Genomic DNA, 22,203 nt, shown 5'->3' with positions numbered 1-22,203 from the left:
CGGGCTTGGCTTACAGCGCCAGGTCAGACGCCGGCTTGCTTGGCTCTGCCGCAGGCTTGGCAGCCTCGGTGGCCTTGGGTGCAGCCAGTTGCGGGATCGCAGGCGGTGGAGTCAGTTGCAGGACGCCAGCCGTGTAGGCCCATTCCTTGGCAACCGCTTCAGGGCTGTCGTTCAGCTTGGTGCCGTAGCTCGGTACGATCTGGTGCAGCTTGGCCTGCCACTCAGGGGTCGCGACCTTGTCCTTGAAGACCTTTTGCAGCACGGTCAGCATGATCGGAGCCGCGGTGGACGCGCCTGGCGATGCACCCAACAGGCCGGCGATGGTGTTGTCGGCGGAGCTTACCACTTCGGTGCCGAGTTTCAGGACGCCGCCCTGCTCTTCGTCACGCTTGATGATCTGCACGCGCTGACCGGCTTGCCACAGGCGCCAGTCTTCTTTCTTGGCGTTCGGGAAGTACTCTTTCAGGGCGTTGTAGCGGTCGTCATCCGACAGCATCAGTTGACCAGCCAGGTACTCGACCAGTGGGTATTCACGAATACCGACTTTGGTCATTGGCCAGATGTTGTGGGTGGTGGTGCTGGTCAGCAGGTCCAGGTACGAGCCTTCTTTCAGGAACTTGGTCGAGAAGGTCGCGAATGGGCCAAACAGAATCACGCGCTTGCCATCCAGCACGCGGGTGTCCAGGTGGGGAACCGACATCGGTGGCGCGCCAACCGACGCTTTACCGTAGGCCTTGGCCAGGTGTTGCTCGGCGATGGCCGGATTATCGGTGACCAGGAACGAGCCGCCTACCGGGAAGCCAGCGTATTCGCGGGCTTCAGGGATGCCGGATTTTTGCAGCAGGTGCAGTGCACCGCCGCCCGCGCCGATGAACACGAACTTGGCGTCGGTTTCGGTCTTGGTGCCGTCTTTCAGGTTTTTGTAGCTCACACGCCACGAACCGTCGGCGTTCTTGGTGATGTCCTGCACTTCGCTCGACAGTTTCAGGTCAAACTTAGGCGTGGTTTGCAGGTGAGCGACGAACTGGCGGGTGATCTCGCCGAAGTTCACGTCGGTGCCGATCGGGGTCCAGGTGGCCGCGATTTTCTGGTTCGGGTCACGCCCTTCCATCATCAGCGGAACCCACTTCTTGATCACAGCCGGGTCTTCGGAGTACTGCATGCCAGCGAACAGCGGGCTCGCTTGCAGGGCTTCGTAGCGCTTTTTCAGGAACTTGATGTTGTCATCGCCCCACACAAAGCTCATGTGCGGAGTGGAGTTGATGAACGAACGCGGGTTCTTCAGCACGCCCTGCTGGACCTGCCAGGACCAGAACTGACGGGAGATCTGGAACGCTTCGTTGATCTCGACCGCTTTGGGGATCTCAACGTTGCCGTTCTTGTCTTCCGGGGTGTAGTTCAGTTCAGCCAGGGCCGAGTGACCGGTACCGGCGTTGTTCCAGCCGTTGGAGCTTTCTTCGGCCACGCCGTCGAGGCGCTCGACCATTTCCATCGACCAGTCCGGCTGCAGCTCGTTGAGCCATACACCCAGGGTTGCACTCATGATGCCGCCGCCGATCAGCAGCACATCGACTTTCTTTGCCTCTTCCGCGTGAACGGACGTGATCCCCACCGACAAAGCCAGCCCCAGCAGGGCAGTGTTCAGTTTTTTAAACATCTGTAGCACCTATGATAAAACGCCATCCGCCCCACCGCCCCTGATCATGGGCAGCCCTCCATCACGGTGCGCCAGGCAACGCACCGCGGGGTTTGCACATTCACGAGGAGACCGCAGGGTGGGCACACAAGGCCGACGTGTCGACCTCACTTTTATGTCCCTTCTGCGCTGACTTCTTATCATTATTGGCTTCAGCTACCTGGGCGACAGCCAATCGCTGGGACGTATACGGATGTACGCACCCAGGAAAGACTAGACCAAGACGGCGCGCAGAATATCACGGCAGATGGCCTTTATGCGCCGTTTGGCCAATTGACAGCTCTAAATCGCGGGTTTTAACGCGCCAGTGTCAAGCCCGACAGGCGCGACCTGGGGTCACAGGCCTGGAACTCTCACGCAAAAGGCTGTTCTAGACAGCTTCGCCGCCTGTTGCGTAGCATCGGCGGCTCTCCTTCGTGCGCTCCATCCAAATAGAGTTACCCATGACTATCCAGCAAACACCCGGGCACGTGCTACCCGCGCGCAGCGCCGCCAAAATGGAAGCGGCCATGGCCGTGGGCGCCTTTGCGATCGGCACCGGCGAGTTCGCCATCATGGGCTTGATGCCCGATATCGCGCAGAACCTGGGCTTGAGCGAACCGCAAGTCGGCCACGCCATCAGCGCCTACGCCCTGGGCGTGATGGTCGGCGCGCCGCTGCTGGCCATCCTCGGCGCCAAGCTGCTGCGCAAACATATGCTGCTGTTGCTGATGGGGCTGTATGCCCTGGGCAACCTGGCCACGGCATTTACCCCGACCTTTGGCTCACTGGTGGCCTTCCGCTTCATCAGCGGCCTGCCCCACGGCGCCTATTTCGGGATTGCTGCGGTGGTGGCCTCGAGCATGGTGCCCAACGACAAACGCGCCGGCGCCGTAGCCCGCGTGATGATGGGCCTGACCCTGGCCATGCTGCTCGGCAACCCCATCGCCACCTTCCTCGGCCAGCACCTGGGCTGGCGCTCGGCGTTTGCGTTGGTCAGCGTGATAGCCCTGTGCACCATTGCGCTGGTCTGGCAATTCGTCCCTCACCGTCACGACGAACAACGCAGCGACCCGCGCAAAGAACTGCGCGCCTTCACCAAGCCCCAAGTGTGGATGGCGCTGTCCATCGGCGCGATTGGCTTTGCCGGGATGTTCTGCGTGTTCAGCTACCTCGCCCCCACCATGCTCGAAGTGACCAAAGTCTCGCCACAGTGGATCCCCTTCGGCCTCGCCGCGTTTGGCGTGGGCGGCATCATCGGCAACATCGCGGGCGGCAAGCTGTTTGACCGCCTGCAATTTCGCGCGGTGGGCTGGATCATGGTGTGGTCGATGGCCGTGCTGATCTTCTTCACCTTCGCCGCCAGCTCGCTGTGGAGCGTACTGCTGGGCATCGGCCTGGTCGGCACCATGATCGCCATGGCGGCGCCGTTGCAAATCCGCTTGATGGACATCGCCCATGAAGCGCCAAGCTTGGCGGCGGCGTCGAACCATGCGGCGTTCAACCTGGCGAACGCGCTGGGGCCATGGTTGGGCGGGATGGCGATTACGGCGGGGTATGGGTGGACGAGTACGGGTTACATTGGTGCGGTGACTGCGCTGATCGGGCTCGGCCTCTACCTGATCGCAAGGCGCATGAAAGGCGGGCACTGAACGGAATAAACGCGGGCCCTGAATTGTTATGTTGATTCAAACAACCCAACATAAAACGAAGGGCCCCATGGACATCACGCTCCCCTTATTAAGCATCCTCGGCGCCATTGCCATCGGCGCCGCCAGCCCCGGCCCCAGCTTCGTCTTCGTCACCCGCACCGCCATCGCCCTCTCCCGGCGCGACGCACTCGCGGCGGCCATGGGCATGGGCGTCGGCGGCGTGGTGTACGGCGGGCTCGGCCTGTTCGGCCTGCAAACGCTGCTGGCCAAAGTGGAATGGCTGTACGTGATCCTGAAAATACTCGGCGGGGCCTACCTGGTCTGGCTGGCCGTACAGCTGTGGCGCTCCGCAAAAAGCCCGATCGTCGTCCCCACCACCGCCGATGGCAGGCCGCAAAGCGCGCGCAAATCCTTCACGCTGGCGGCGGTGACGCAACTGAGCAATCCGAAAGCGGCGATTGTGTACGGCAGTATCTTCGCGGCGTTCTTGCCGGCGCACGCCCCGGTCTGGACCTTTGCTGTGCTGCTGCCGGCAATCTTTGCGATTGAGGCCGGTTGGTACACCATCGTCGCGCTAGCGTTCTCGTCGGAACGGCCCCGCGCAGCGTACCTGCGCTCAAAACACTGGTTTGACCGCACCGCCGGCCTAGTCATGGGCGCACTGGGCCTACGCCTGATCCTGGGCTCAACTCACGTCCAAGCCTAAATTGCCCCCCTGTAGTGAGCGGGCTTGCCCTGCGCTGGGCTGCGAAGCAGCCCTATGCCTTATCAATCGTCATGCATCAACCCCGACCCATACTCCCCAAAACTGCTCCCCAACCCACTCCCGCCACCAAAACTCATCTTGGCGGCTTTGCTAGGGCTGTGGTCACCAAACGCCTGGCATCCCCCCGAAAAACAAGGGTCACTGCTACCGCCCGACGACCCCGACGAACAAGCACTCAATAGCAACGCACCAGCGACCATCACGACTTTGACGAGGTTCGAGATCATGTTTTCAGTTCCCTATGGACAGGAGGCGCGGAGGTCCTCTCTTGAAGAGGATCGTAGACCTCGAAGGCGTGGGGGATGATGAAACTTTGCGGGGGGACAGGGAGGGTTCAGGTTGCCGCCTGGATCTAAGGCGACGGGGTTGGGTGTCAGGCCGTGGCGGCTGGCGCGACTTGCTCTTGGGCGCGGTCGACGAGCAGAGAGCCCAAGTCGATGAGTTGCTGGATGCCCAAGACGATGGCGCGTTGGGGTTCTTCTAGGTCGAACGCCAGGGTGGCGGCCATTTGGTTGGCGGAGGCGAGGTTCTCGAAGGCGTTGGCTAGGAGGGTGTCGGTGTTGGGGCTTACGGAGAATAGGTTTCTGAATGGCTGATCTACTGGCGTGCCATCGTCAGATTCGGGCAAGTAATGATGAATTGCTCGTTGAGCCGCTGCGTGAAGCTTCGCATCAGAGGGCGAGGCATTTGAAGCAAAAGGCGGATTGAACGTGACCTTGATAACCGCTCCACGAACCCCACATTCAACACCGCGATTTGATGCCTGATGCTGTGCCACCGATCTATTTCAAAAGCCAGCGGCCATCATGCGTCCCGATACCAAAGTTGAAAAAGTGTACCTCTACCCTAAACCAGTAGACCATCCAAAATGCATCGACGGCCTAGCCGCGCTGGTGCAGTTTGATATCAAAGTGTCGGTACTCAATCCGGTGCCTTTCATCTTTCTCAACAAACCCCGCGATCGGGTGAAGATTTTGTATTGGGAACGCAACGGCTTTAAGAAACCAGCGAGCAGCTAGAAATCATGCCGATGCAGATCCGCGTGATAAAACACATCCGCAAGGTACAAACCGTGTGGACCGCAGAATCAGCCAGTGATTCTCTTTGATTACTCGACCGGCCGAGCGCAAGAAGTGCCGTCGCGCCTACTCGAAGGTTATCGCGGCTATTTGATGACCGACGATTACGCCGGCTATACGCCTTGGGCGCGCAGGCTGGTTTCGAACGTTTAGGCTGCTGGATCCAAGTGCGACGCAAGTGTGTCTGGGCGCAAAAAGTGCAATTCAGGAGAAAAAACGGGCGTTCCGATATAGCCTTGAGTTGGATCAACAAACTGTACGGTGCCGAGCGAGATTTAAAAAAAGCCGGCGATGAACTTCGCCATGAAGGTCGACAGCAAAACAGTCTGCCAGTCCTGGCGCAATTACACGCCTGGCTGGAGAAAACGCACCCTCAGGTGACGGCGCAAGAACTAGCTGTTCAGCGACACGCCCAAAGGCGCGACGGCCAGCGATCAACTTTAAAGTTTGGTCGAGACAGCCAAAGTCAACGGCAAAGAGCCCTACGCGTGGCTGCGCCGCACACTTGAACGGTTACCGCAAGCAGGCGCAGTAGAAGAATTCGAAGCCTTGCTACTGTGGAACTGCTCATTAGAGATGTCACGACAAACATAAAACCCGCTACTTAGAAGGTGAGGTTTATTCGACTCGTTGCATATTTATGATAATACTTCGTTAGCTGGCATCTCACCACCCGCCCTCTCGCACTGAGTTGAAACTGATATTCAAGGAATCTATAGTTTAGAGCATGCTCCGTCATCGGTTTGTATCAACCCAAGATAAATAATTTCGACCCAAAGCAAATTTTCGAAAAAGCGTCGCCGTATGACGCCTACCGCTGCGAAGCAAGCCTGGGTGACTAAAGCGCGGACGGCATCGAATCTTCGAAAGCGGCCTGTTGGGCATAGAGGCCTCAAACTAGGCGCATGCAAGCCTCATGATGAGCACTATAAGATTTCGACGAATTCCGTCGTGCCGCCCCTGTTAAAACAGCCGCGACAACCCAAAGCTCAACAATAGCCCTGGCTTAGTGAAACTGAACGAGAACGTCATGTTTGCCTTTAAAGCCCACAAATCGGAGCAGAAAGGAATGCCTATCATGTATCGATAGGAAAGTCTGAAAGGCTATACACCGAAACACACATGAACCTGCAACAGTTCATGTGTGAAACGCGTAAGCTCGCACAAGCTAAATCTTAGCTGCTACTCGCTCTGGAAATATGTCCGGCCTCTTCAGCAGCCAACAAACTATACACCATTACAAATTAATTTATCACGCTGCTTAAGATAAATATCTTTTCTAACCAAGAAACCCCAAGTATCTTTATATGGAAGATCTCCATTATCAAGATAACAATAAAGATAATTTTCATTCACAGATTTATTTACTATCAAACTCGGAGCAAAAGCATACGGAACGCGATCACTCATAGCTTTTTGTGCGTACTCAGTCATTCCATCCCTCGTTGGATCTGTATTACCTGGTGGAATAATCACTTGTGGATTCCATTTTTTCAAAGTGACTTCTTCATTCCACTTATTATGGCCCGGAGGTCCCCATCTAACTGGAGATTGTGCGATTACTTCATCAGCCTTACCTAAAAAATCAGCAGCTTCAAATTCAGGAAGGTGATACGCAAGACCAAGCCAGTAAAAACCAATTGCGCCGTCCGAAGGAGATAGATTCGCCTTAATCCATTTCGTGATCAAGTATTGCTGACCAGTGTAACTATCATAAGAATTCTTAGAGGTAATGGTACCTTTTTCAACATTATCATAAATAGCGTTTACAGAACCCTTCACTAACGTCAAAACGAAAAACAAGGTAAAAATCAAACCAAGCAGATATTTGATATGCTTCTGATTCGGAGTATCTGCATTTAAAACAACTATCCCCTTTAAATCAAAACGAAACACTCTCGGACTTAACAATGCAAACAATGTTGCCAAAACCGTTGCCGACACCCAATAAAGCCTAGCGCCTGGAAAAACATCACTATTGAAAAATGTAATAAGCAAGGTTAGAGCCACAGATGATATTATCGCATACACTCTATAATCAAAGGAAATCACCTTGCGCATCAATACAAAAAAAGCTGAAACCACAAATATAAATGTTATCGAAGAAAAACTTAAAAACCCATTCACCAAAAAATATTTAAACGAATAAAGCAGGCCGGGACTTGCGCCAAGCTTTAGTCTGGCAGTTGTTGGCGTGACGTAGCCAAAGTATTTATAGTTTAGATAAACGACCACCCCAACAACAAGAACAAAAGGAACTATCAATAGCAGCGCTTTATTGACATTGATTTTGTTATTCTCACAAACCGGCATTGCTGCCAAAATAATACCAAGAGCGATCAACAACCCATCAGGCCTGTATAGAGCCCCCATAGATAAAACAACAGAAAGTATTAACAAGGACAGAGCAGTCTGCTGATTCTTTAAGGCAACAACAACCGCAAAACACAAAAACAAAGCTTGAAATAAATGATCCCAGCCATTTAATGCAAACTCAAGATTGGTTTTACTGAGCGCCAAAAGAAATACCATTAGCCCAGCATTAATCAAACTTGAAGAGTTTTTCAGTATAATTAAAAATGTAAAAAAAACGGCCATCAAGCCAAGAACAGCATACAATAATGTTGCTACATTCCCGCTAAAAAAACCGCTTAACGCTGCATATACATAGGGTGCGATGTATGATGTCGACGGCTGCGCCTTATCACTTCTATTAAATGAGGGAATACCAGTCTCTCGAATCATATAACCAGATCTAAGCGATATCATGACATCGTCATCTAAATGAAGTGGAGCATTTACCACTCTTTCAATCTTGCTTTGATCTTTGTCTGAACCAACCACAAATAAGCTTGGAGGCTTTCCTAAAATCAACGTTATAGAAATCGCTATCAGAGCTAACAATACAGACTGACATGCTCGACTTCTTATTACGCTTCTCATTTCCATTGCAAACAACATAGTTACTCCTGTGTTTTAATTACGCAGTAATGAGATCAACTTGAGATCATACTTAATAAAGGGGAAGCGCTTCAAAAAAACTGAGTTTCTGGTTGCAGTTTTTTTCTGAGGCTCTTATTGCGGATTACAAAGTAATGCCATGCTTTTCAGTGCAAACGAGAGCTTTGGCCTTAGACGGATAATTAAAACTGAGGGCGCGATACGGATCGGCGTTCCAAATCCATCAGGTAGTAAACAGCCTCATACAGCCTCCGAACGAAAAACGTAACGCTTGTCAAGGTGGTACTTGATAAGGTATCCGATAGCAAGCCCAAGAACGCCGCCCATATACCGCATTTCCTTGGTCCCGAATAAATGATGGAAGCCAAACTCGAATCCCCAGAAGGCCACGGTCGTTGCCAGCCCCATGATAGTGTAGAGAGCGAAGGTCTTGGTGTCGTGGGCGACGCTGCTCGCCCGGAAGCGGAATATGTAACGCTTGTCTAAGATGTACTTGACAACAAGCCCGACCCCCGTACCCACAACTACAGAGAACATAATATCGAAGGCGCCGCTGTAGGCGCGGGTTACCAGATCCTGAGCGCCTATGTTTGCTAGAGTCGCAATTATTGCGAAAATAGCATAATAAATGGCCAACTTAGTTGAAGCGAACATTCTAATTATATCGCCTAGGCCGAAAAAATATGCATCATACTGTAATTGCTTGCTCGCCTCTAGCGCAGACGGTAGGTTGATCAACCTGATGCAGCCAAAGCAATAAATCGAGATGTTACCTTGCTATTTTACATGCGCAAGACTCGCTCCACCTCAACCGATGCCGTCCCGGCAGCCACTTCTTAAATCTTCGCGGCTCCATACGGCTTGCCGGTGCGGGCTTGGCTCGTCGACGCGGTACAGCGTCACCAGGTTGCAGTTGATGTCGTTGAGAACATCAACCGGCGCCACCCGAGGACGCATGAGTAGAGCGCGGCGCCGCATGCGAATACCTCGAAGTAGCACTCGCGGAGCGGGAAGAGCGGGATAAGGCGGTCGGCCAGGCGGCGTTTACCGCCCATCCAGCGGATGATAGAGCTGTTCATTCGCACTCCTTTGCAATGTTGATTGAATTGAGTCAGGGAGAAGTCATCGCACGACGTCTTCGACGTAAACTTGGCATGCTCGCCAGGTAATCATTCCTCGGTCGCCGGCATCGGTGATGGCGATAATTCGTTGAATATGCGCCGGGGCAAGTTGAGCTCGACGGGCCACTCGAACCATGCCGATGACGCCTTCGGTATGGTGGACATCCACGATCGTCGCCCCATAGGGCTGGCCCGTAAATGGCTGGCCCCGGTCACGCCCAAGGGGCGCCCAGAGCAGATGATGCTGCACCAGGGCGAACCAGCCGAGGCCTCGACACTGCTGTGGGCTACGTGCGGAATAATGGACCTGAGTTTATCCTGCCAGTCTAGACGTAACTAATCAGGTCAATACAGCCACGCTCAACCATATAGTCCTTTATGGTCTTGCCCTTGCTATCCGGCGCTGACGGGTCGGCTCCACGCTCAAGGATGGCATAAAACGCACGGCTATCATTTGAGCGCTCGTAGCTGCTGAATGCATACATCAAAGGGGTGGTGCCGTTATATCCGGTGACAGATACACTTGCACCATTGTCCAAAAGCAGTTCGACAGCTTCAGAATTGCCTGAATACGCGGCGATGATCAGCGCACTCCACCCCTTTGCATTCCTACGGTCCACGTCATCAACAAACTCAAGGGCGCTCTTGATCCCTGCAACGTCTCCATGCTCTGAGGCCTGCCACAGTGCGGGGTAATAGTCTTTAATCAGCAACAAGTCGTAATCGATCGTCGAAACAACAATCCCGGTGCCAGTCTCGCCGACTACCGACCCTGGCTTGAGATTGCTTTTAGTGTCCAGGATTAAAGTTCCGTCAATCTGCCACGAGCCAAAGCGTGGCATTTGGTATTCCCTAAAAGCAAAAGCCCTGAACTGATTGGCAACTTCAAACGCGCACTTTCTGAAGTCAATCGAAAGCGCTGAGTAGTTAATCGCGGACTTAGAGTAATAGGAGGCTCCGAAACTTGGCTGCTTATAGGATACAAAATCGCCACTTAGCACCGAGCCAATATTATCGAGAAACAGTTCTTTAGCCGCAGACAGGTATTTAAAATACAGGTCTCTGGCATTATCTGAGAACCCAATTTCAAAACTGAGCTGACTGATAATGTTACCCGTATCGATGCCCGCATCAATTTTATGCAGCGTCACACCTGACTCTCTCTCACCGTGCAGAAGTGGCAGCGCAGAGGTGTACATGCCTTTGTATTTAGGGAGAAGCGAAAAGTGCATATTGTAAAGTTCAGATGACCTGAATTTTTCAGGCTTAATTATTTCTGCAAATTCAAGCGAAATAAATAGCAAATCTTCGACATCGTACAGATCACAAAGATTCACCTGCTGAACATTTTCCGACAAGGCATATTTTCTAAAAGATAGCTGCCAGCCGTCAACTCCATTGTCGGTTTCATTTGGTATGAATACGACATTTAGATCTGGATGATTCTCTACAAAATAGCGCAATCCTTCTACCGCTATATTATTTTTTCCTGCAATACAAATGGTACGCATAATTTATAGGGCTTCCCTGGCTAAAATACATTCCTGAACATGAAAGCTTTCGTCTTTGCGCATTCGAGATATAACGTCAGAAGGGGTGGATTTATTCATTACCACAGCCCCTCGAACCACCTCATCACTAGATAACGAAAGCTCTCTCAAGTCACCCTTGGTCGTATCAGGATCGCTGGCGGCTCGAAAAGCCAGATGAAATAAGTTAAATGCTTTTGTTGCGTCCATATGTAACGGATCCAAAATTCCCTGTATCGAGCATTGTACATAAAAAATCTGACCTCCTCTCGCTACGCTCCTTGGGCCAAGCATTTTTATCTTGAAAATCATATGGATAGCAGGCGATTACTGCCCTAAGGCCACTGCTGCGATCAGCTTTGCAGCCTGGCCGAGCTTTTGGCACTCATTACGCAATTCGACTAGAAACACACGCTTGCTGACGAAGCTTTTGGCGCAGAGAATGACCGCCTCGTCGGTAATGTTTGGACCCTCGACGATGGCCAGACCGCGCAGCGTGTCGGCGAGCGCGTCCATTGAAGTAGCCACGGCTTGTGTCGCGCTATGCCCTGACGCAATCAGCAAACGGGGTTGGGCATTAAAGCGGCTCTTACCGTCCAACAGCGCCTATAGACCGGTACGCTGGACATCGGCCAGTTCGCCACCGATGATGGCCGAGGTATGCAAAGCGGGGATGGCCAGCGTCTCGACGCCGCACGCCACGATCACCGCCTTGGAGCGCATGTAGGTCGCCTTGATGGATTTAGTGATCGTCGCGTCTCCGCCCCAAGCTGCCACCGCTTCGCTTCCGTGGGTGATCATCAGCAACGGGTTAGGCTTGGCCGTCACCGTTGGCCTGGGGCGAAGGTGGCTCACAGACCAATAATCGACGACGACGGCAGCGAGATAACGCGCGCACCGGTGTCCACGTTGGTGACGGTCACACCGTGAAAGAAACTCATAGGGCAATCTCCAGAAACGAAAACGCCCCGCATAAGCGAGGCCGTGGGATGTTCCTGTTACGCGTAACGGAAATGAAGACGCCCCATCAATGTGGGGCGTTATTGGGATTGATCGGCAATCCAGGCCGGGGCGATCGGGCAATGATCAGTCGCCGGAAAGTCCGGTGATTGCGGCCAGTCGCGCAGTACCTGCATGTAGAGCAACAGCCCCGTGAACGGCTCACCGTTGAGACTGGCTTCTATTGCAATCTCCAATTGATCACGATGACGCTCGCGCAGCCACATGACCGATGACAGCGCACTGTCTCGCCATGCACGCTCTTGTGCTGCGAACTCTTCGGCCCCTGGCAACGACGGGACACTATCGAGCGGGTACTGGCTCCAATATTCGCCAGGCCCAACCTCGTCGGGGCTACCCACGGCACGAATGCTGGCCGATCAACACAAATTGCATAGCTCATAAGCTGTCCTTCATCCTCTCTCAGCCAAGTACGCCTGCGTCACTATTACAAGCAAAATTCAAGCTCCGGCCAACGCTGTCCAGCGTTATAACGACGCTTACACTCTGGTTTACTTCGTTGGTGATACTCAAGACCGGACCAACCAGGAGACTTCCCGCTCGTCCCTCCCGCACCGTTCCGCCAGGCGGCGATTGCGTACTAATGAAAACTTCAATGGCCGATGCCGTTGGCGGGACAAAGGGATCTATTGAAACGCTTACCCCTGTTCCCCTATTCGTACCTGTAGCCAAGTTTCGTCGATCGCGCTCTTGGTCTTCCCCAGCGGCCGGATTTTCTCGTACTCATCCAGGTACTGCTCGATCATCTTCTTGATCGTTACTCCGTTCCGTTTCGCCCGCTCAATTGCACTTGGCTGGGCCAGCTCGGTCTCCCGTCGCTTGATCCAGGCCTGGGCGACCTGCTTACGGTCGAAGGTTTGGCTTTCCTGATAAACTGTCTTGCCATCCCGATTGATCCGTATCTGCGCCGTGTAGGCTGTCGAGTTGTCCTTGCGCTTACGTGCTGTGATCGTGCCCATTTCCAGTTGCTACATTGCCGAATTCGATCGCTACAAGGTAGCAACCGACTTTAGAAAACAAGGGAAAACGGGTAAAAACCGCTGTATAAAAGATCAGTACTAATGAATTCCGAAAAAGCCGCATCTCCAGTAAACACTAGCCCTTCCCGCTCAGAGCCGTCACGCCGCTTCAGCGTTGCCCCCATGATGGATTGGACGGACCGCCACTGCCGCTACTTCCTGCGCCTGCTCTCCAAGCACGCCCTGCTCTACACCGAGATGGTCACCACCGGCGCCATCCTCCACGGCGACCACGATCGCTTCCTGCGTCACAACGAAGCCGAGCACCCGCTTGCACTTCAGTTAGGCGGCAGCGTCCCCGCTGATCTGGCCGCCTGCGCTCGCATGGCTGAGGTCGCCGGTTACGACGAAGTGAACCTGAACGTCGGCTGCCCGAGCGACCGGGTGCAGAACAACATGATCGGCGCGATCCTGATGGCGCACCCTGCCCTGGTGGCCGATTGTGTGAAGGCGATGCGTGATGCGGTGTCGATTCCGGTGACGGTGAAGCACCGTATCGGGATCAATGGGCGGGACAGTTATGCCGAGTTGTGTGATTTCGTCGGGACGGTGAAGGATGCCGGGTGCACCAGTTTTACGGTGCATGCGCGGATTGCGATCCTGGAGGGGTTGTCGCCGAAGGAGAACCGCGACATTCCGCCGTTGCGCTATGACGTGGCGGCGCAGTTGAAGCGGGATTTCCCGGCGCTGGAGTTCATCCTCAACGGTGGGATCAAGACGTTGGAGCAGTGCCATGAGCATTTGCAGACGTTTGATGGGGTGATGTTGGGCCGCGAGGCTTATCACAATCCGTATTTGCTGGCGGAGGTGGATCAGCAGTTGTTTGGCAGTGCGGCGCCGGTGATCAGCCGGGCCGAGGCATTGGTGCAGTTGCGGCCTTATATTGCCGAGCATTTGGCGAGCGGTGGCTCGATGCACCATGTCACTCGGCATATTTTGGGATTGGGGACTGGGTTTCCGGGAGCGCGTAAGTTCAGGCAGTTGTTGTCGGTGGATATTCATAAGGCGAGTGATCCGCTGGCGCTGCTGGATCAGGCCGGGGCGTTGCTGGAAGGACGGTAACCGCTCTCAACCGACGGTCTTAAGGCAGTCAATCAAGGTCTCGATAAACCGCTGCAACGAAGGTGGCAGTGTGCGTTTGGGCATGGTCAGGACTTGAACGGAGCGGTCGGCAAACCGGAGGTTTGTCAGCGGGATCGACACCAGCTCATCGCTGCCATTCACCCGTTGGCTGATTGCGCCGCCCAACGCGACGGTGTCGGTGTGGCGCACAAACTCGTGGATGGCCCCAGAGTAATTGCAGGTCATCACGTGGTTGAAGGCCAGCCCTTCCACTTCGCAGACCAGGTCGAACAGCTGCCGCTGGGTCGTGCCTTTGGGGGTGAGTGCCAAGGGGAACGGCGCGAGTGCGGTCAGGGGTAATTGCTTGTGCGTCGCCAGTGGATGGCCGGCGCGCATGATCGCGCGTATCGCCGAGCGGCCGGAATAGAGGATCTCGACACCATCGGTCGGTTCAGTGCTGAACGTCAACCCGACGTCGGCATCGCCGCGCTTCACTTTCTCTGCGCATTCGAACGGTGACATCACCTCCAACACGTACTGGAAATCCGGGTGCTGGGTGTAATGCTGGATCAGCACGTTCGGCAGAAAATAACGCGACAGGCCTTCTGTCGAGACCAGGCGAATGACGCGTGCGCCGGGGTAATCACCGCCGCGCAGCTCCGACAGCAGGGCCTGCTCCTCCAGCGAAGCGCGCCTTGCGTGGTGGGCCAGCGCGCTGCCCGCCGCCGTCGGTTCCATGCCCCGTGGCCGACGCTCGAACAAGGGCACACCGATACTCTCCTCCAGCAGGGCGATCTGGCGGCTGACCGCGCTGGGGGCGATATGCAGGCGCTCACCGGCGGCGGCCAGCGAACCTGAATCAAACACGGCCAGAAAATAACGATAATCCATGGGTTTCCCGCGCATAAAGGCATCTATTAATTAGATGCCAGTCTTCAAAAAACAGCAATATACAGTTCGATGGGCGACTTCTATATTGGCCTGAATCACTCAGCCTTTGTCGGAACGCTCATGTCCAAGCAACACGCACTCGACAGTGTTCGCCACGCCTTCACTGACGGCTATTTCGAAGCCGACTTGCGTCGCCGGGTCGCTATTCGTAGTGAAAGTCAGGCCCCCGGCCAAGCGCCGGAATTGACGCGGTACCTGCAAGAGGAAGTACAACCGGCGCTGGAGCGAATGGGGTTTGAATGCCAGGCCCTTGAGAACCCGAAGGGCGCGGGCCCACTGCTGTTTGCTTCGCGTCATGAAGGCGCGGACTTGCCAACCGTGCTGACCTATGGGCATGGCGATGTCGTACTAGGTTATGCCGAGCAATGGCGTGAAGGCCTTAACCCGTGGGCGCTGACCGTGGAAGGCGATCGTTGGTATGGCCGCGGCACCGCCGATAACAAAGGCCAGCACAGCATCAACCTGACGGCGCTGGAGGCGGTGATCAACGCCCGCGAGGGGCGGCTGGGGTTTAACGTCAAGGTGCTGTTCGAGACTGGCGAAGAATGTGGCTCGCCCGGATTGCGCGAGGTCTGCACGGAGCATCGCCAATTACTGCAAGCCGATGTGTTCATCGCCTCGGACGGCCCGCGCTTGAGTGACAAGCGCCCGACGATTTTTCTCGGTTCTCGCGGCTCGGCGCTGTTTTCCCTTGAGGTGCAGGCACGCGACAAGGGCTTGCACTCTGGCAACTGGGGCGGCGTGATGTCCAACCCGGCCGTTGTGCTGGCCAACGCACTGGCCAGCCTGGTGGATCAGCACGGCCGTATTCTGTGCCGGGGGCTCGTACCCTCCTCCATACCCGACGCAGTGCGCGAAGCCATCCACGACTTGGGCATTGATCAACATTCCCTCGGCCGCCCCCTGGATGTTGACTGGGGTGAGCCTGGCCTCACCTTGGGTGAACGGCTCTTTGCCTGGAATACCCTGGAAGTTCTCGCGTTCACGGCGGGCAATCCGGCCAAGCCGGTGAATGCCATTCCACCGTCGGCGATTGCGCATTGCCAATTGCGCTTTGTGGTCGGCACTGACTGGAAGAACCTGGAGCACCTGCTACGCCAGCACTTGGATGCTGAGGGCTTTCACGGCGTCAGCATCATTGTTGATCGCTGCACGCCCAGCACTCGGTTAGACCCTGACAATCCATGGGTGCGCTTCGCCAAAAAGGTCATCAGCGACACCACACCCCGGCCGATCGCCGTACTGCCTAACCTTGCCGGCACGCTGCCCAATGACATTTTCGCTGATGTATTGGGGTTGCCGACCTTGTGGATTCCACATTCCTACCCCGGCTGCTCGCAACATGCGCCGGATGAACACCTGCTGGGTTCGGTGGTGCTGGAGGGCCTGCAAATCATGACCGCACTGTTCTGGGAACTGGGCGATAGGGCGCAAGCCTGCATCTGAAAAACAGGGCCCTGATCCAACCTTTATCTCTGCCGCTCACACACTTACAAAAAACCAGGAGCGTCGAACATGACAGCGTTGTCGTCCACATCCGCCACACCGGCCATCGAACGGGCCCAGCCCTTATGGAAACCCGTCGGTGCCGCCTTGATCGGCAACACCCTTGAATGGTTTGACTTGTCGGTCTACGCCTACTTTGCGTTAACCATCAGCAAGGTATTTTTCCCTGCAGCAGACCCGGCAGTGTCGCTGTTTCTGGCGTTCGCGACGTTCGGCATTTCGTTCCTGATTCGCCCGTTAGGTGCTGCGGTACTGGGCTCCTATGCCGACCGGCGAGGCCGCAAGAAAGCCTTGAGCCTGTCCATCCTACTAATGTTGATCGGCACGGCGATGATCGCGGTGATGCCCAGCTATGCCGCTATCGGGGTCATCGCCCCCCTAGGCATTCTGTTCGCGCGCCTGCTGCAAGGGTTCTCCGCCGGTGGTGAGTTTGGCAGCTCAACCGCGTTCATGATGGAACACGCGCCGCAAAAGACTCGTAACTTTGTCGCGAGCCTGCAATTTGCCAGTCAAGGCTTCGGCGTGGTGATCGCCTCGTTGTTCGGCTACTTCCTGACGACCAGCCTGGATGATCATCAGATGCTTGAATGGGGTTGGCGGGTGCCGTTTTTCTTTGGTCTGATTCTGGGCCCGGTAGGGCTTTATATCCGCCGTACGGTGGATGAGTCGCCTGACTTCAAGGAGAGCGAGCCGGGTTCGCAGCCTTTAAGGGAGGTATTTTTTTCACAGAAGACCTTGCTGCTGGTCGCGATGGGCGTGCTGATCGTGTCGACGGCGTCCAATTTCATGATGAAGTACATGCCGTCCTATGCCTCAACCACGTTGAATATTCCACAGTCGTCGGGCTTTCTGGCGACGCTGACCGGCGGTCTGATCCTGACCCTGGTGACACCCATTGTCGGGTTCATCGCCGGGTTCGTCAGCCGTATCAAGATCATGCTGTGGGCCTCGATCATCTACATCCTGAGTATTTTTCCGGCCTTCGTCTGGCTGAACAAAGTGCCGAGTGCAACGTCGTTATTGCTGGTTGTCTCGATGATGGCGCTGATCAAGGCCGTGTACTTTGCACCGCTGGCCTCACTCATGGCCGATGTGTTCCCGATCCGTACCCGGGTGACGGGCATGTCGTTGAGCTACAACCTGTCAGTGACGATCTTTGGTGGATTTGCGCCGGTGATTGCCACGGGGCTGATCGCGTTGACGGGGTCGCAGTTGGCGCCGAGCTTTTACTTGATCCTGGCGGCGGCGCTTAGTATCAGTGCCTTGCTGGTTGCCAAGCGGAAGTTGAGGTTGTCGTAAGTCAGTCCGCGTGACACCAGGTTTGCGGTGATCGTGAAGGCGCTATCGCCGGCAAGCCAGCTCCTACAGGGGGGGCGGGTTGTCTGGAGGGCAGTTGGGTTGAACCTGCTGGAGGTTTTAGCCTCCTATTGAGCAGGTAGGCCGGTGTTTCAAACGGCTGTTTTCAGGATGTTGCCCTCGCAAACGATCGAACGCATTTGCGCCCTTGAGCGCCTGTCGGCGCTCGGGTAATGTCATCAGACCCATAGGACAGAGCACGCCCATGACTTCCAAGCTGGAACAACTCAAGCAATTCACGACTGTCGTAGCCGATACCGGCGACTTTTCCACCCTCGCCAAACTCAAGCCGCAAGACGCCACCACCAACCCTTCCCTGCTGCTCAAGGCCGCGTCGATTTCGGCGTATGCGCCGTTGCTGGATGAGGCTGTAAAGGACTGCAACGGTGACGTGGGCCTGGCCAGCGACCGTTTTGCGGTAGCTGTGGGTCAGGAGATCCTGAAGGTAGTACCGGGCCGCATTTCCACTGAAGTGGACGCCCGCCTGTCGTTCGACGAAGCGGCCATTCTCAAGCGTGCGCACCGTCTGATCGACCTGTATGAAAAGGCTGGCGTTGGCCGTGACCGCGTACTGATCAAGATCGCGTCCACCTGGGAAGGCATCCGCGCGGCGGAGAAGCTGGAAAAAGAAGGCATCCAGACCAACCTGACCCTGCTGTTCTCCTTCGCCCAGGCCGTGGCGTGTGCTGAAGCAGGCGTGTTCCTGATTTCGCCGTTCGTGGGCCGTATCTACGACTGGTACAAGAAGGCCAACGGTAACGACTACACCGGCGCGGATGATCCGGGCGTGCAGTCGGTGACGCGCATCTACAACTACTACAAGGCCAATGGCTACAAGACCGTGGTGATGGGCGCGAGCTTCCGTAACCTTAGCCAGATCGAAGAGCTGGCCGGGTGTGACCGCCTGACCATCAGCCCGGACCTGCTGGAGAAGCTTGCGGCGGATACCGGCAAGCTGGAGCGCAAGCTGTCGCCAGGCCATGCCGGTGAAGCGCGGGTGCATTTGACTGAAGCGCAGTTCCGTTGGGAGTCCAATGAGGACGCGATGGCGACTGAGAAGCTGGCGGAGGGGATTCGTCAGTTTGCTCGGGACCAGGAGAAGCTAGAGGCATTGCTGACTGCCAAGTTGTAAAAGGCGGCGGTTGCAAAAAGGGCGGCACCTTTGCGGGTGCCGCCCTTTTTTGTGCATTTCGCCGCTCTCAAGCCGACCTCAGTTCAACCTGTGGGAGCTGGCTTGCCTGCGATAGCGTTGGGTCAGTAATGAATAGGTGGCTGGCATACCGCTATCGCAGGCAAGCCAGCTCCCACATTTAGAATGTGTTTCAAGTCGAGATTAATGGCGCTCGAGGGCGTTGACGAGGTCGTGGAAGGCTTCGCGGTTGGACTCGTTGAGCCCCATCAGGATCTTGTGCGCTTCCAGCACCTTGACCCGCACCACTTCCTCGGACTGGTCCTGGGATGGCAGGTCGGTCAGGCATTCCGGGCAAGGGATCGGGCGATCAACAATGTTGAACACCTGGTCGAAGCCCATGGACTGCAGCAGACGGGTGATGTCTTCGTGGGTGGTGACGACCGTAGGCAACAGGCCGACCTTCTGCCGAGACAGAATGGACAACTTGGCCAACAGCCCAAGGGTGGTGCTATCGATGCTGCGGGTTTCGGTCAGATCGATCACGATCGCCGAGAAATTCAGCGCTGTGAAGATCCGCTCAATCGTCGCATCCAGCGCCGAACACAAGGTCAGGCGCACTTCACCGACAAACTTCAGGACAAAGGTCCCGTCTTGCTCGGCGAATTGGATTCTTCCGGTACTCATCAAAGATTCCTGCTCAACACCAATAGGGCGATATCATCCGGCATCTCCCCTAGCGTGGCCAATCCAAACACTTGCCGCAGGCCATCCAGGCTGCCGCCCGCCGACTTGACCTTTTGGGGCAAGGCGGCTTCTTTCTCCTTGAGTGTAGGCTCTGGAAGCAGGTCCAGGATGCCGTCGGACATCAGCGTAAGGCTGAAGGTCGGCGGCAGCTCCAGGATGTGGTCTTCGTAGGTGGCTTCATTGAACAAGCCCACCGGCAGACCACGCCCGTCCAGGTAACGCACACTGTCAGGAGTGTATAAAACAGGCATCGGCAGGTGACCGCCAATACTGTAGGTCAAAAGACCGGTTTCTTCATCGATCACGCCGCCGACCATCGTCACGTGCTTGCCCAGCTTGCAGCTGATCAGGCCTCGGTTGATGTGGCCCAGCACCTCGGAGGGGGTGAACTCCGGCAAGGTGCCATTGCGCTTGGATTCGAACAACAGCCGTGTGGTCATGAACTTCAACAACACGGTTACAAAAGCAGAGGAAGCTCCGTGGCCGGACACGTCGGCCAGGTAGAACGCGACACGCCGCTCATCGACGCGGAAGTAGTCGACAAAATCACCCGACAGGTACAACGACGGGATGATCTGGTGCGCAAACTGGAAGTCATCGATGGTCCAGGGGCTGATCGGCAGCATGTTCATCTGCACCTGGCGACCGGCATTCTGGTCTTCCTGGAGCAGGTTCAGACTGGCTTCGAGTTCGCGGTTAGCGGTTTCGAGCTTTTCGCGGTAACGCTGGTTTTCCAGCAGCAGGCGTGCACGGTCCAGCGCACGACGCACCGAGTGTTCCAGCACAGCCAGGTCTTCGAGGGGCTTGATCAGGTAATCGGCGGCGCCCAGGCGCAGGGCCTCGACGGCATCGTTCATCACCCCGGCACCGGACACAACGATCACGGGCGTCTGTGGGGCAAGGTCGGTCACCTGGCGAATCAGCTCGAGGCCGCCCATCTGAGGCATGCGCAGGTCGCAGATCACAAGGTCGGGCTTGTCGCGCTCGAACACCTGGAGACCCTGTTGGCCGTTGCCGGCCTGCAGGACGCTGAAGCCACTGTCTTCCAAATAGGCCGCGAGGCTCGCGCGCACTACTTCGTCGTCATCGATTATCAGCAGCGTGGCACTGGTTTTTTGCATGTGGGCAAACGGCGCCAGAATTAGGTTGGCGTAGGTGGCTCGACAATGGCCGGGCTCACGTACTGGATTCGCTTTCTAGCCACTCTGTCCTACAAAGCACGGGCTTTTGGCCTACGCACAACAGTAAAGCAGAGGTGCCCTTCTAAGGCGCAGACGGTACTCCCATCCGCCAGGGGTTTCAAGCTCATGCCGATGGTCGCCGAGCGTCTTTACACCGCAAATCACCCGGAGTTATAAGAACAGCAACAACCACAACACAAAGTAAGGATGGAACCTGTGAGCGAACACGAGCGCGACTACGCCGAAAAACGCGATTTCATCCGCATGCGAGTGGATGCCGATGTGTCGCTGATCCACGCCGGGCAGGAGATTGCCGGGGTTTGCGTGGACCTTTCCAGCTCTGGCATGCAGGTGCAGGCCCCTCGCCAGTTTCAGGTGGGTGACAGGCTCACCGTACGCATCGACTCGGAGCACGCCGCTCTCAGGGGCCTGGAGGCCGATACCGAAGTGGTGTGGGCCAAGGCGAGCGGTGAAGACCAGCACCTGGGCCTCAAGATCCTGAAGATGCACTAAAAAGCCGCACACAAAAAAAGGCGACCACTGGGGTCGCCTTTTTCATTTCAAAACATCACGACTTAAAAGTCGTCGACCACCTTGCCGTCCTTGACCTTGAACTCACGGTTCTGCAGGTAAGCGTTACGGATGAAGGTGTACTTGTCGCCGGTGATCAACTTCTCGCTGTCGAGCAGGCTGGCACGGGTATCGACAATGTTCAGGCCGAAGGTGCTGTTACGCCAACCGATGTCGTTCATGTAACGGTACGGCTGGGTATAGCTGTCGACGTATTTGGACGGTGCGTCACGCAGGGTACTTGGGCCCAGCAGTGGCAGCATCACGTAAGGACCGCTGCCGACGCCCCAGTAGCCGAGGGTTTGGCCGAAGTCTTCGTCGTTGCGGTGCAGGCCCATTTTGGTGCCCACATCAATAAAGCCCAGCACGCCAAAGGTGGTGTTCACCAGCAAACGAGCCGTGTCGACGCCCGCTGCGTGGGGCTTGAGCTGCAACACGTCGTTGGCAAAGTTGCCGACATCGCCGATGTTGCGGAAGAAGTTATGAATGCCTGTCTGCACGAACTGCGGGGTGACGAACTGGTAACCCTGGGCCAATGGCTTGAGCGCGTAGGTATCAACGGTGTCGTTGAAGGTGAAGATCGGGCGGTTGACGCTTTCCCATGGATCGTCTTCCGACGCGGCCTGGGCGGCAAACGGGGCCAATAGAACAGTGGCACACACAGATAGCTGAGCGAAGTAGTGGCTCCAGCGCATAGCTTTGGCTCCTTGAATAGTCTGTCATGGGCGCTATGCCCTGAATAAGACCGTCAGTATATGACGGAAGTGTCAAATTAGGCAGTCGGTAGGAATTGTCTTAATGATAAATGCACAAAATCCCTACAATTACTCATAAGTGTCATCCGCTTGTCATCCGATCTCGATAGCGTCACAGCTATTT

At 55.7% G+C, this 22,203-nt stretch carries 20 protein-coding genes and 5 pseudogenes; 10 read left to right on the top strand and 15 right to left on the bottom strand.

The features are described 5' to 3' along the window. Positions 1 to 10: 10 nt before the first annotated feature. Positions 11 to 1,657, bottom strand: a complete 1,647-nt coding sequence (gene mqo / locus HX792_RS06980) for a malate dehydrogenase (quinone) (protein WP_176995379.1) — start codon at positions 1,655 to 1,657, stop codon at positions 11 to 13. Between the two features lie 482 nt (positions 1,658 to 2,139). Between mqo and HX792_RS06975 the strand changes: the two genes are divergently transcribed. Next, the gene (locus HX792_RS06975) at positions 2,140 to 3,327 is read left to right on the top strand and encodes an MFS transporter (RefSeq protein ID WP_176995378.1); all 1,188 of its coding nucleotides are present in this window, start codon (positions 2,140 to 2,142) and stop codon (positions 3,325 to 3,327) included. 67 nt (positions 3,328 to 3,394) lie between these two features. Continuing rightward, positions 3,395 to 4,033, top strand: coding sequence for a LysE family translocator (locus HX792_RS06970; RefSeq protein WP_176995377.1), 639 nt, complete (start codon positions 3,395 to 3,397; stop codon positions 4,031 to 4,033). 62 nt (positions 4,034 to 4,095) lie between these two features. On the opposite strand, the gene HX792_RS30310 is transcribed toward HX792_RS06970, so the two are convergent. Further along, on the bottom strand, positions 4,096 to 4,320 hold the full coding sequence (locus HX792_RS30310; RefSeq protein ID WP_256349811.1) for a hypothetical protein: 225 nt from the start codon (positions 4,318 to 4,320) through the stop codon (positions 4,096 to 4,098). Between the two features lie 146 nt (positions 4,321 to 4,466). Continuing rightward, positions 4,467 to 4,814, bottom strand: a complete 348-nt coding sequence (locus tag HX792_RS06965) for a DUF6124 family protein (protein WP_176995407.1) — start codon at positions 4,812 to 4,814, stop codon at positions 4,467 to 4,469. A gap of 85 nt (positions 4,815 to 4,899) precedes the next feature. Between HX792_RS06965 and tnpB the strand changes: the two genes are divergently transcribed. Together tnpB and HX792_RS06955 are read left to right on the top strand one after the other, a co-directional pair. Then, positions 4,900 to 5,112, top strand: coding sequence for an IS66 family insertion sequence element accessory protein TnpB (gene tnpB / locus HX792_RS06960; RefSeq protein ID WP_176995376.1), 213 nt, complete (start codon positions 4,900 to 4,902; stop codon positions 5,110 to 5,112). A 57-nt stretch (positions 5,113 to 5,169) separates the two neighbouring features. Then, a pseudogene (locus tag HX792_RS06955) lies at positions 5,170 to 5,766 on the top strand (transposase); the annotation flags it as partial. A 633-nt stretch (positions 5,767 to 6,399) separates the two neighbouring features. Here HX792_RS06955 and HX792_RS06950 read toward each other — a convergent pair. From HX792_RS06950 to HX792_RS06940, 3 genes and pseudogenes are all read right to left on the bottom strand, one after another. Continuing rightward, on the bottom strand, positions 6,400 to 8,133 hold the full coding sequence (locus tag HX792_RS06950; RefSeq protein WP_176995375.1) for a hypothetical protein: 1,734 nt from the start codon (positions 8,131 to 8,133) through the stop codon (positions 6,400 to 6,402). 240 nt (positions 8,134 to 8,373) lie between these two features. Further along, the gene (locus tag HX792_RS06945; RefSeq protein WP_176995374.1) at positions 8,374 to 8,787 is read right to left on the bottom strand and encodes a GtrA family protein; all 414 of its coding nucleotides are present in this window, start codon (positions 8,785 to 8,787) and stop codon (positions 8,374 to 8,376) included. A 231-nt stretch (positions 8,788 to 9,018) separates the two neighbouring features. Next, positions 9,019 to 9,212 (bottom strand): annotated as a pseudogene (locus tag HX792_RS06940) (DNA adenine methylase); the annotation flags it as partial. Between the two features lie 178 nt (positions 9,213 to 9,390). On the opposite strand from HX792_RS06940, the pseudogene HX792_RS30300 reads away from it, so the two are divergent. After that, positions 9,391 to 9,584 (top strand): annotated as a pseudogene (locus HX792_RS30300) (DUF159 family protein); the annotation flags it as partial. Here HX792_RS30300 and HX792_RS06935 read toward each other — a convergent pair. The 5 genes and pseudogenes from HX792_RS06935 to HX792_RS06910 form a co-directional block, all read right to left on the bottom strand. Then, on the bottom strand, positions 9,581 to 10,765 hold the full coding sequence (locus HX792_RS06935) for a formyltransferase family protein (protein WP_176995373.1): 1,185 nt from the start codon (positions 10,763 to 10,765) through the stop codon (positions 9,581 to 9,583). The pseudogene HX792_RS30300 and the gene HX792_RS06935 sit on opposite strands and share 4 nt — an antisense overlap. 3 nt (positions 10,766 to 10,768) lie before the next feature. After that, positions 10,769 to 10,993, bottom strand: coding sequence for a hypothetical protein (locus HX792_RS06930; protein ID WP_176995372.1), 225 nt, complete (start codon positions 10,991 to 10,993; stop codon positions 10,769 to 10,771). Between the two features lie 186 nt (positions 10,994 to 11,179). Beyond that, positions 11,180 to 11,724, bottom strand: a pseudogene (locus HX792_RS30295) (phage tail sheath family protein); the annotation flags it as partial. A gap of 99 nt (positions 11,725 to 11,823) precedes the next feature. Further along, positions 11,824 to 12,144 (bottom strand): phage tail protein, encoded by a 321-nt coding sequence (locus tag HX792_RS06915; protein WP_371319330.1) that lies wholly within the window; start codon positions 12,142 to 12,144, stop codon positions 11,824 to 11,826. A gap of 324 nt (positions 12,145 to 12,468) precedes the next feature. Next, positions 12,469 to 12,762: pseudogene (locus HX792_RS06910) on the bottom strand (site-specific integrase); the annotation flags it as partial. A gap of 102 nt (positions 12,763 to 12,864) precedes the next feature. Between HX792_RS06910 and dusA the strand changes: the two are divergent. Further along, complete coding sequence (gene dusA, locus HX792_RS06905) at positions 12,865 to 13,884, top strand: tRNA dihydrouridine(20/20a) synthase DusA (RefSeq protein WP_176995369.1); 1,020 nt, start codon at positions 12,865 to 12,867, stop codon at positions 13,882 to 13,884. Positions 13,885 to 13,890: 6 nt separating this feature from the next. Here the strand turns inward: dusA and HX792_RS06900 are convergent, their stop codons facing one another. Beyond that, a complete protein-coding gene (locus HX792_RS06900) occupies positions 13,891 to 14,775 on the bottom strand; it encodes a LysR family transcriptional regulator (RefSeq protein WP_176995368.1) in 885 nt (294 codons plus the stop codon). A 120-nt stretch (positions 14,776 to 14,895) separates the two neighbouring features. Between HX792_RS06900 and HX792_RS06895 the strand changes: the two genes are divergently transcribed. The 3 genes from HX792_RS06895 (at position 14,896) to tal (ending at position 18,829) form a co-directional block, all read left to right on the top strand. Continuing rightward, positions 14,896 to 16,281 carry a M20 family metallopeptidase gene (locus HX792_RS06895; RefSeq protein ID WP_176995367.1) on the top strand — a complete coding sequence of 462 codons (1,386 nt, stop codon included), beginning with the start codon at positions 14,896 to 14,898 and terminating at the stop codon, positions 16,279 to 16,281. 69 nt (positions 16,282 to 16,350) lie between these two features. Beyond that, on the top strand, positions 16,351 to 17,640 hold the full coding sequence (locus tag HX792_RS06890; RefSeq protein ID WP_176995366.1) for an MFS transporter: 1,290 nt from the start codon (positions 16,351 to 16,353) through the stop codon (positions 17,638 to 17,640). 262 nt (positions 17,641 to 17,902) lie between these two features. Then, positions 17,903 to 18,829 carry a transaldolase gene (gene tal / locus HX792_RS06885; RefSeq protein WP_176995365.1) on the top strand — a complete coding sequence of 309 codons (927 nt, stop codon included), beginning with the start codon at positions 17,903 to 17,905 and terminating at the stop codon, positions 18,827 to 18,829. Between the two features lie 201 nt (positions 18,830 to 19,030). Here tal and rssC read toward each other — a convergent pair whose 3' ends face one another. Then, complete coding sequence (gene rssC / locus HX792_RS06880; protein ID WP_003172602.1) at positions 19,031 to 19,513, bottom strand: anti-sigma factor antagonist RssC; 483 nt, start codon at positions 19,511 to 19,513, stop codon at positions 19,031 to 19,033. Then, the gene (rssB, locus tag HX792_RS06875; protein ID WP_176995364.1) at positions 19,513 to 20,694 is read right to left on the bottom strand and encodes a two-component system response regulator RssB; all 1,182 of its coding nucleotides are present in this window, start codon (positions 20,692 to 20,694) and stop codon (positions 19,513 to 19,515) included. The genes rssC and rssB overlap by 1 nt, the downstream gene beginning before the upstream one ends. A 276-nt stretch (positions 20,695 to 20,970) precedes the next feature. Here rssB and HX792_RS06870 point away from each other — a divergent pair, with 276 nt between their 5' ends. Further along, on the top strand, positions 20,971 to 21,267 hold the full coding sequence (locus HX792_RS06870) for a PilZ domain-containing protein (RefSeq protein ID WP_176995363.1): 297 nt from the start codon (positions 20,971 to 20,973) through the stop codon (positions 21,265 to 21,267). A gap of 62 nt (positions 21,268 to 21,329) precedes the next feature. Here the strand turns inward: HX792_RS06870 and HX792_RS06865 are convergent, their stop codons facing one another. Continuing rightward, complete coding sequence (locus tag HX792_RS06865) at positions 21,330 to 22,019, bottom strand: VacJ family lipoprotein (protein WP_176995362.1); 690 nt, start codon at positions 22,017 to 22,019, stop codon at positions 21,330 to 21,332. Between the last annotated feature and the right edge of the window lie 184 nt (positions 22,020 to 22,203).

The sequence above is a fragment of the Pseudomonas sp. B6002 genome (genome assembly GCF_013385985.1).
GTDB lineage: Bacteria > Pseudomonadota > Gammaproteobacteria > Pseudomonadales > Pseudomonadaceae > Aquipseudomonas.
The sequence above is the reverse complement of the archived record's forward strand: the minus strand, read 5'-3'. Positions and strand labels throughout refer to the sequence as shown.